The sequence below is a fragment of the Celeribacter sp. genome, assembly GCF_048259695.1.
Lineage (GTDB): Bacteria > Pseudomonadota > Alphaproteobacteria > Rhodobacterales > Rhodobacteraceae > Celeribacter.
Genome location: NZ_JBLXHL010000008.1, coordinates 94,476 through 104,064, shown reverse-complemented (window position 1 = coordinate 104,064; position 9,589 = coordinate 94,476). Strand labels below are relative to the sequence as shown.

At 59.8% G+C, this 9,589-nt stretch carries 7 protein-coding genes; 2 read left to right on the top strand and 5 right to left on the bottom strand.

The features are described 5' to 3' along the window. Positions 1-306 precede the first annotated feature (306 nt). Genes cas2 through cas9 form a run of 3 tightly spaced genes read right to left on the bottom strand, consistent with a single transcriptional unit; the run spans position 307 to position 4,833 of the window. Positions 307-651 carry a CRISPR-associated endonuclease Cas2 gene (cas2, locus tag ACN0Q0_RS14445; RefSeq protein WP_417244112.1) on the bottom strand — a complete coding sequence of 115 codons (345 nt, stop codon included), beginning with the start codon at positions 649-651 and terminating at the stop codon, positions 307-309. Beyond that, on the bottom strand, positions 648-1,559 hold the full coding sequence (gene cas1 / locus ACN0Q0_RS14440; protein ID WP_417244111.1) for a type II CRISPR-associated endonuclease Cas1: 912 nt from the start codon (positions 1,557-1,559) through the stop codon (positions 648-650). The genes cas2 and cas1 overlap by 4 nt, the downstream gene beginning before the upstream one ends. 58 nt (positions 1,560-1,617) lie before the next feature. Further along, complete coding sequence (gene cas9, locus ACN0Q0_RS14435; protein WP_417244110.1) at positions 1,618-4,833, bottom strand: type II CRISPR RNA-guided endonuclease Cas9; 3,216 nt, start codon at positions 4,831-4,833, stop codon at positions 1,618-1,620. An 858-nt stretch (positions 4,834-5,691) separates the two neighbouring features. Here cas9 and ACN0Q0_RS14430 point away from each other — a divergent pair. Both ACN0Q0_RS14430 and fsa read left to right on the top strand, forming a co-directional pair. Next, positions 5,692-6,711 carry a GSU2403 family nucleotidyltransferase fold protein gene (locus ACN0Q0_RS14430; protein WP_417244109.1) on the top strand — a complete coding sequence of 340 codons (1,020 nt, stop codon included), beginning with the start codon at positions 5,692-5,694 and terminating at the stop codon, positions 6,709-6,711. A gap of 180 nt (positions 6,712-6,891) precedes the next feature. Beyond that, entirely contained in the window at positions 6,892-7,545 is a 654-nt protein-coding gene (fsa, locus tag ACN0Q0_RS14425; RefSeq protein ID WP_417244108.1) for a fructose-6-phosphate aldolase, read from the top strand. A gap of 39 nt (positions 7,546-7,584) precedes the next feature. Here the strand turns inward: fsa and ACN0Q0_RS14420 are convergent, their stop codons facing one another. Continuing rightward, positions 7,585-8,541 (bottom strand): sugar-binding transcriptional regulator, encoded by a 957-nt coding sequence (locus tag ACN0Q0_RS14420; protein ID WP_417244107.1) that lies wholly within the window; start codon positions 8,539-8,541, stop codon positions 7,585-7,587. A 114-nt stretch (positions 8,542-8,655) separates the two neighbouring features. Further along, entirely contained in the window at positions 8,656-9,588 is a 933-nt protein-coding gene (locus ACN0Q0_RS14415; protein WP_417244106.1) for a sugar phosphate isomerase/epimerase family protein, read from the bottom strand. Position 9,589 lies beyond the last annotated feature (1 nt).

Below are 9,589 nucleotides of genomic sequence, written 5' to 3'. Positions count from 1 at the left end.
GTTGCGGCTGGACCTCGAATTCTGAACTGCTAATCTTCAATGAAAAACTGAACACCGCAACGGACTGTTGCGGCTGGACCTCGAATTCTGAACTGCTAATCTGGTCAAGAATACTTGCACACCGAACCGATGGTTGCGGCTGGACCTCGAATTCTGAACTGCTAATCTCCTCTGCAAAGGCGGTATCTGATGGGCCTGTTGCGGCTGGACCTCGAATTCTGAACTGCTAATCTTGATATCCTCTCAGGGCCTTGTTTTTACAAGGCTTTGAGAGGGTTCGACTTGCGTATTTCCAGTGGTTTTCCATCAAAACAATGCCAATTGCTCCGGATTCTTTCGGGCCGCCCTTCGGCCCTGATCCGCAAAATGGACAATATCACGATATTGGCGGTCGGTGAAGTTGAGGATCTGGATGTCGCCCTTCTCGGGCAAATTGCGCTCGATTCTGTTGACGCGGGTCTGAAATGCCTCTTTGCCATTCACGAAGCGGGCATAGACGGAGAACTGGCTGCGCTCGAAGCCCTCATCCAACAAAAAGTTGCGAAAGCTCGTCGCAGCCTTGCGCTGCGGTTTGGTGTCGGTGGGCAGATCGAACATCACAAGTAACCACATGATCCGGTATCCTGACAAATGGGTGGGATGAGATGTCATGCGCCCAATCCCAGCAGAGTGAGCGCATCGGGAGGACGCGGCAGGGCGAGAGAGAGTTTTCCGCTCTCGAAACTCTGCCCGAGGGAGGTGGCCAGTTTCGTGAGCGCCACAGAGACAGGGGTCTGACCATCGCCGAGCGGGAGGTCGAGCGCGATGAGCCGCGCCAATGTTTGTTTTGCTTCGGTGTCGACCTGAGAACCGTTGCGGTCGGCGAGTGTGCGTGCGGCGCAATCCACCAAGGGACGGAAGGGCTCCATCAGATCATCGGCCAAGGCAAAGGCGTTGCCACGGTTGGAATGGTGCAGGCCAATGGTCGGGTGTAGCCCCGCCGCGACAATGGCGCGGGCCGTTGCTGCGCGCAGAACGGTGTAGCCGTAGTTCAGAAGAGCGTTCACATCGGACGCGTCACGGTCGCGGCGGAAATCGCCTCCCATCATCAGGGGCCAGTAATAGCGGGCGGCTTGGGCCTCGACGTTTGTGCTATCACCGCTGGTGACAGAGCGGGCCATCATGGTGAGTGGGGCATGGGGCGCAGTGATGGCCTCCAATGCGGCGGCCTGCATCGTGATCTTGGAAATCACAACCTGCTTCCACGCTTGTTTGACGAGGGGTGTCTTTGCCTGCCACTGGGCCCGCAGCCGGCCGCCCTGAGCATGATGGCCCTCAATGGGCATCAGGACGGAGCGGGGCGCGTGATTGGACGCGCAAAAGACAACCAGAATACCGCGATCCCCGAGCTCGGCCAAGAGGGTTCCCGACACGGTTGTCCCATGGGCGTGGATGATGACGGCGGTGATTTCGTCCAGAGGAATACGGCCGATTTCGGCCCCGTCCTCGGTGACTTTCAAGAACCCGCGTTCGCGCGACAGGTGGCGTCCATCCGTGGCAATATCAATGACACGATCCAAAACTCATACTCCAAATTACTGGAAGCATGACATATTTTCCCGATTCGTGCGACAGCGCTCAGAGTTTGGGCGGACCGGGGTCGCGCACACGACCGATTTCATCGACGAGAACGCGCCGCAGACCTGTTTTCACAGCCGTCTTCGCGCTTAGGCGAATGTACAAGTCCTCTTTGTTCTTGCGGTATCGGTCCGAAGCGTTTGCCTCGTTGTGAGGGACAAGCTCGATCATGCCATTCCCGTTGAACTTCGCGACCGTGGCTGTCACTGCGCCAAACTTACTCCGGTCGACACGCACCGTATCGCCTTTGTGAAAGCGTGCGATCTTTTTTGCAGCCGGATGCCGCTTTTCGGTTCCTCGGTGAGCATCAAAAGTCGTCACAACGTTGTGGGTGAACTGACCGTCAGGCATCCGCCAGATTTCATAGCAGTGATTACTATCGCCTTTATAAGCCTTAAGCGGTTTTCCCTCTTCGGCCGCGCCGATCTCGACCCGCGCGGACTTTTGCAGTTGCTCAACCAAGCGCACGCGGCGGATGCCTTGATATGGACCGTCTTTGGATGCGAATGCTGCCAGCGCCTTTTCAAAATCTTTTCCGTCTTTGCCTTTGGTGGCGACATACAGCGCCTGCTGAAGCTGCGGGTCACGGATGTTTTTGCCGCGCTCCGTGAGTTCGATGTCTGAGGGTTTGAGCGACATCAGCGGGGTGCGACTTGCAACGGTGAGGTCATCGATCACACCATAGGCCGTGTCATTGTGCAGTTGCCCTGCGGTGCTGTCGCGTCCCGACTTGCGGCCCTCCACATCGATCCGGCCGTGATCGGCGCGATGGCTGACGATAATTTTCTCGAGTTGAATTGCGATGTCAGAGCGGAAGTGCTCCCATGGTTCAGGGGTGTCGCGGGCAATCAATTCCGCGGACTGTCCCGCGCTCTCGCCTCGGCCTGCGGCATGGCTGATCTTGTTCACAAGACCGTAGTCCGTAGCTGCAACCACGGCGGCGTCAATAGCGTGGTGGCGGTGGTCCGTGCGGTTCTTTGCCTTCACCGCCCCGCGCTCCTTGTCGCTCAGGAGCGAGTTCAACCCCCAATGACGCCGCAGCATTTCCGTCATACGACCCGGCACAACCCAAACATGCCCGCCCTCGGTGAAAAGCGTATCGAGATATGTGCGCGAGATTTTGGCCAGATACTGGGTATCCACCAACGCGCGGTCGAGAAAGTCGCTTTCTCCCTCGAACCGTTCCATCGCATCCGGACCAAAACGCCAGCGTTTGTTCTCTGGCAGGTTTTTGAGATTGGCTTCGATCGCATCCCACTTGTCGGTGCCGCCCCAAGCCTCCCATGGGGTCTGGTTGGATTTCTCGCGGTTGGCCTCTTTCAGACACAGGGTGCGGTTGGCAAAACTGTCGTCGAGTGTGCGTGAATAGGGCAGGATGTGGTCCACATCGCAGGAGCCGTCGAACACCATCGTCGCGGAGATCGTCTTCCCTGTGTAAGGGCAGCAGCGCGGCCCAATAGCGGGGCCGAGATCTTCCCAAAGCCGCAAGAGCATGCGGTTGTGACCTGTGTTCTGCTGCCCGAGCTGTTCAAGCTGCTCGCTGCGTCGGATCGCATCTGCGGTCGTGTCGCGGATGCGCTTCATCGCCTCTTTCTTTTGTGCCTCGGACTGCTTTAAGTCGCGCGCCAGTTCGACGACGATCTGATCGGGTTTGCCGTAAACCTCGATGATCTTGTTCACGACGCGGCGCAGCTGGTTCAGTCCAATATGAACGGTCGGGTTGGTGATGCGCCCGTAGCGCGTGATCTCGTCGTCTTTCTCGTTGTAAGTGCCGGGGATCACGTGGCGGTCGAGCACCTCACCGTAATACGGGAGCGCATCGAGACACTCCCCCGTGCGTTGGTCCGAATGATGCCAGCCGCATTTCGCAACCGCCTCGGCATAGGTGTAAACCCCGGCTTTTAGGTGCGCCAGAATGCTCTGCGTCGCACTCAAGCCAAGGCGTCCGTAGCCTTCGGGCAGGGGCGCATTGCCGACAGATTTTGCATGCTCTGCGTCCAACCCGTGCGTGTGAATGAGCCAGTCGGTCAGGGCAGAAAACTCAACCTCGCTCTGCACCTTGCGCAGGCGGGCAATCACCTGCCACTGAGCTTTCCAGTCAAGGGTGGACCACTTTGATCCGAAGCGGTCGGGATGCACCATACAGGCGCGGACAGGATCACAGGCAATGTTCTCGCGTACTCCGGTCTCCAAGGTGAAGCGCTCACCATCGTGCAGCTTGAGCAATTTGCCGAGCGCCTTCAGCGTCATGTTCATGGAGGTTGCGGATTTGGCCGGCTTTTTGTTGTCCAGCGCATGGATGATCGTGTCCCGCTCCTCCACACTCAGCGGGCGGGTCGAGCGCCCGTCCGCCGTCACACGCAACTGGTTGACGGTCTCATAGAGCACGCGCCTTTGGGTCAGGGGATGGGCCTTGGCTATACGGTCTTCTGCGGTGAACAGGCAAAGACCGACTTTGGGTTCTTTCAGCGGGCGTTGATAGAAAATCTTTTCGAACACCAAATCGCGAAGATCGTCTGTCAGGGTTTCGTGGTGCGCGGCCTGCGCCGCCCACAGCGCGTGGAACTCCTCCTCCAGATGGCGGCGGTCGGGATAGAAATCATAGCCCGCTTCCTCTTTGGCATCTGGGCCGCCACGGGCCGCGATGGACAGGCGCGTGCGAACGGTCGGCACGTGGCGCGGATCACTGGCCCGCTGGCGGCGCATGTGAAGGAGCTCGCCGTAGGTGCGCGCGCCGCTGGTCATCATTTCCAGATCAAGACGCGCCGTAGCATCCTTGATCTTGCCGCTCTCGTTGTCGCCTCGATCCGTCTTGCGGTTGGATTTGAAGCCGCGCCGCTGATTGAGGTGGAAAAGTGCACGTCCGAAGTGGGTAAGCGGCAATGCCTCGTCTAATCCGCTTGCCCGCAACGCATAGGGGTCAAGAACCTCCAGAGCCTTTGCCTCGGCGGGTTTTGCGGGCATGAGACCCGTGCGGGCCAACAGTTTCATCAAGGTGGCGCGGCGGCGCAGGTAGCGGTCACGGCGCCGCCGCATCGCCCGCGCCGTACGTCGATCCACGGCGAGCGAGGCTTTGGATTTGGGATCACGACCATCGGAAAAAATCCGGACCCCGCCATCAACCACCCCGACAATCCGCGCGGACGCCCCTGCGCCATCCGTATTGTAAAGCCACCAACCAATAGAATTCGTGCCAATATCCAAACCAAGCCGCATGATACACCTCATAAAAATATACGGCGAGTTTTCTGTAGCTTGAAAGAGATTGCAACTTGAAAGGCTAGTACAAGTCTGTAATTGTGAGATCAGTTCAGAATTCGCGGTCGAGCCGTTAACAAGCTCGAAGTAGCACCACATTAAAACGCGTCCTACGGGGCGCGTTTTCATTTTGAAGCGGGGCGCTTCACTGGGGTACAAAGTGGCACGCGAACGCCCGACAACGAGGAGTGGTTGCCGTCCACTTGCGTCCTTCCTGTGCCCCTGCGCCATCCGCTTGATCTTCATGTTGCTGAAGAACGGGTTTTCGTGGAAGGCGTCGATCAGCTTGAGCGCGCCGTTGCGCCGCCCACCGGGGCCGAAACACGTGACCACCTGCGCGGCATCAAGCACCACCTTGGGGTCCATCGCCCAGATCGGACATCACCGTGCCGCGTACTTCCGTCGGCGTGCGCATCACAGCCGTCATGGTCGCGCGTCCCTTGGCAAAGTTGTCTTTCTCATCGGGGGGCTCGGTGCGGATGCTCTCGTGGATCGCGATCGCCCCTGCCGCATGCCGTTTGATTTGTGGGCCGCTTCACATAGTGACGAGGACGCTAAACTGCTTGGGGGGTGATGGGGCGGGAGGCCGCGGCCATCGACGTGACCGCGCCCAACTGGCCGGGGTGATCCGCCCCTGCCGTATCAGCGCGCGTTTGAGGGAAGCGGGTTGACCGCTCTTTGCCCACTCCCGCAGCCTGCGCAAAACCACCAACGCCGCCGACCGCCTGCACCAATATGGGTGTGCGACACTGTTTATTTTGTTGCACACATGTGCTATGTGCAACGTTGATAAGTTTGTAGCACACGAGGCGCAAAGTGACCTTCATCTCTCATACCCGCACCGCGCAGGCCGCCTATCTTGATCTCTTGCGGCTTCACCTCGATGAAGCGGCCTCGGACGTCGTCGGCACGATCGAAGAACGCAAGCGGGGCGAGCGGGTCTATCTCTATGACAAGTTCCGCATCGGAACGGCGATCAAGAGTCGTTACATCGGGGAAGCGACGCCGGAGTTGCGCGCACGGATCGAGCGGGCGCTGACGCTCAAAGCCGAGGCGAAGGACCGCCGTGCCGCCATGTTGCGGCTCGCCCGTATCCTGCGCGTCGAGGGGCTGATGACCGTGGACCGTGACACGGGGTCTCTGCTGTCGGCCTTCGCGCGGGCAGGGGTGTTTCGCCTCGGCGGGACGCTGATCGGCACGGCGGCTTACGGCCTTTACCAAGGCGAGCTTGGCGTGCGCTTCGGGCTCGATGATCTGGCCCGGACGGGCGACATCGACTTCGCCAGTTTCGAGCGCCTTTCCGTGGCGCTCGGCGATCGGGTGGAGGAGACGCCGAACGACATTCTCAAAACGCTGCAATTCGATCCCGTGCCGGGCGTGGCAGACAGGCAGGTCTGGCGCTGGCGGCAAAATCGCGGCGAGGCTTTGGTCGAATTCCTGACGCCTGCCTTTGGGGACGAAACCATCAAACCTCTGCCCGCGCTTGGCGTCAGTGCACAGGGGCTGAACTACCTCAACTACCTGATCGCCGAGCCGATCCATGCGGTCGTGCTCTATCGCGCCGGTGTGCTCGTCCAGATCCCGCGCCCCGAACGCTTCGCCATCCATAAGCTGATCGTCGCAGACAGACGGCGCGGCGGGCACGATCAGGCAAAAGCCCGTAAAGACCGCGCCCAGGCCGCTTTCCTCATCGAGGTGCTCGCGGCTGATCGTCCCGAGGAACTGGCAGAAGCCTTCGCAACCGCCCGCGATCAGGGGCCGCGGTGGCGCGAAAGAATGGATAGAACACTGGAGTTGATGGAGGAAACAGCAGGGACGTTGGTGCGGATTTCGTAAATCCTATAATCAGAGTTATGTAAAAATATGCGCATATCGCGGCATTTGATATGCCGGTCTATGCAATCATGTTATCGCACCGAAAATCACAATATATCTTATATTTTGTGATTTTGTTATTTTTAATTGTTAAGTTTGGTGACTCGCGGTAAGGAGGCGTAGCAAAAGGAGTTAGCCAATATGAAATTCTTTGTGGATACGGCCATTCTGTCCGAAATTGAGGAGCTGAACGACTACGGGCTGCTTGACGGTGTGACGACCAACCCCTCTTTGATCGCCAAATCGGGGCGGGATTTCAAAGAGGTGATTGCAGAGATTTGTGCTGTGGTGTCTGGACCTGTGTCCGCCGAAGTCGCCGCAATGGATGCGGCGGGGATGATGGCCGAGGGGGATCGCCTTGCGCGGATTGCCGACAACGTGGTGATCAAACTGCCCTTGACGCTCGATGGTCTCAAGGCCTGTCGCCACTTCACCGCCAAGGGGGTCAAAACCAACGTCACGCTGTGCTTTAGCGCCAATCAGGCCCTGCTTGCGGCCAAGGCGGGTGCGACGTTCATCTCGCCATTTGTCGGACGTCTGGATGATTTGAACCTCGATGGCATGGCGTTGATCCGCGACATTCGCACCATCTACGACAACTTCGGGTATGGGACGAACATCCTTGCCGCGTCGATCCGCTCCGCAAACCACGTCAAAGAGGCCGCATTGGCGGGTGCGGATGTGGCGACGATCCCTGCGGCTGTGATCAAAGGTCTGGCCAGTCACACGCTGACCGATAAGGGTCTGGACCAGTTTGCCAAGGATTGGGCCGCCACGGGTCAGTCGATCCTGTAATGCACGGGGGACCGCCGCGCCCGAATGCGGGTGGGGCGGTTACGCGTCGAGCAGGGCGCGGGCGGACCGTTCATCGGTGATCAGCCCCGACAGGCGGCCACTGTTGAGCACGGCGCGGATCGCGTCTATTTTTTCCGGCCCGCCGGCGAGGGCAATGATGCTGTCGCTGCGATTTTCGTCGAGGGTCACCGAAATGGTGCGTGCGGTCAGCGGGGTCGCAAGGGCGCGCCCCTCGGGGTCAAAGAAGTGCCCGAGCAATTCGCCAACGCCGCCGGCCTGCGAGATGGCCTGAATTTCATCGGACCCGATCATGCCGGAGGCCACCAATTGCGTGCCGGTTTTAACCGTGCCGATGCCGACAATCTTGAGGGGTGAGTTTTCGGCCAGCTCGAACACCTCGTTGACGCCCCGTTGGGACAGCAACACCTCGCGGTCCTCGATGGTGTTGGCAAAGAACGGCACCGGCATGACATAGGCCTGTGCGCCGGTTTTCTCGGCCAACAGGTGCATCACGTCATGGGGGTTGGCGGCAAAATTGCGCGTCAGCCCGCCGAGAAGCGAGACGAACCGCTGTCCGGTTGTGGCCAGACGCGGCATGGTGCGCACGGCGGCCGCGAGGGTGCGACCATGGCCGATGCCGATGGTGAGGGCCTCGCCGCTTTCGACCCAACGGCGCAACCGCGCCGCCCCCGCAAGGCCGAGGGCGCGCAGCGGCAATCCCTCTTCGTCGAGATCGGGGGCAATCTCGCAAAGGTCGAGGCCATAGCGCGCACAGAGGGCTTGTTCCATGGCGATACATTCGATGATGTCGCCCTCGATGCTGACCTTGACCGCGCCATCGGCCACGGCCCGCGCGATGAGGCGGTGGGCCTTGACCGACGGGACGCCAAGGCGCTTGGCGACCTTGGCCTGTGTCAATCCGCCGACATAGTGCAGCCATGCCGCCCGAATTGCCAATGATTGCTCGGGGTCTGCGAAGGAGCGATCCTTGGCCATGCTCACGTTTCCTGTCGGTGCCTGTCCGGCGTTACAATAGCTTTCGGCCCGTGACCCCTACGGTATCAGGGCCTGTTGTTCCGGCGAAAGAGGACGTTGGAATGCGCCCTCGTTTCACACATTCAGGTCCTGAACGCCACTATGAATATGCGGCGCCCAAAAAGCTACACTTTCGGCGATTTGCGCGATCACCTGACGGTCATCGGGGTCGCGTTCCTTGAACGACAGCTCCAGACAGATCTCGTTGTCAAACGCCCCGCCCTGAGCCAGAGCGGCGAGGAGCGGTGCGGGCTGTATGGCCCCTTTGGCGTTGAATGCGGCGGTAAACGGGCGGTGACCGGATTTGTCCATCATCGATTGTTTGATGTGAATGATCGGGCTGACGGCGGGTACGGCGCGCGCCCACGCATAGGGATCTGTGTCGCACGGATCGGGTGACGTGACATCGCCGTGGTCGATATCGGCCATCATCCACATCGGCACCGCCATATCGGCGGCGGTGAGGCGCGATTGCAGGTCGAGGCTACGCGCAATGGTTTCGCCAAACTCGCGCCCGACGCTCATCGGTTCCCAGAATACATAGTCCAATCCGGCGGATTTGGCGTGTTCGGCCACCTCGGCCCAACACCCGATTGCGGTCTGGATCAGGTCTTCGCGGCGCTGTGGATCGTCGTAGTCCTTATAGGTGAAAATCGCGAACTGGGTTCCCACGGATGTGGCCCCGAGGTCGCCGACAATATCGGCAAAGGTCTTGAACCACTCGACATAATAGCGGCGCACATCCGCATCGGGATGGCCGAAATGGTTGAGCCGCCCATAGGGGCCGGTCATGCCCGATGTCACCCGCGCACCGGTGCGTTGTAGGGCGCGGTCCATGTCGCGGGTCAGGCGGCGGATCACGGCGGCGGGCCAAGCGGGGTTGATGAACTCATGGGTGAGCTGAATGTCCCGGATGCGGATGTCGTGGGCAATCGCATTGACGAGGTCATCGGGCTCGGCAAAACGGTTCACCAACGGGTTGGTGTTGAGCGACAAAGACAACGCCATA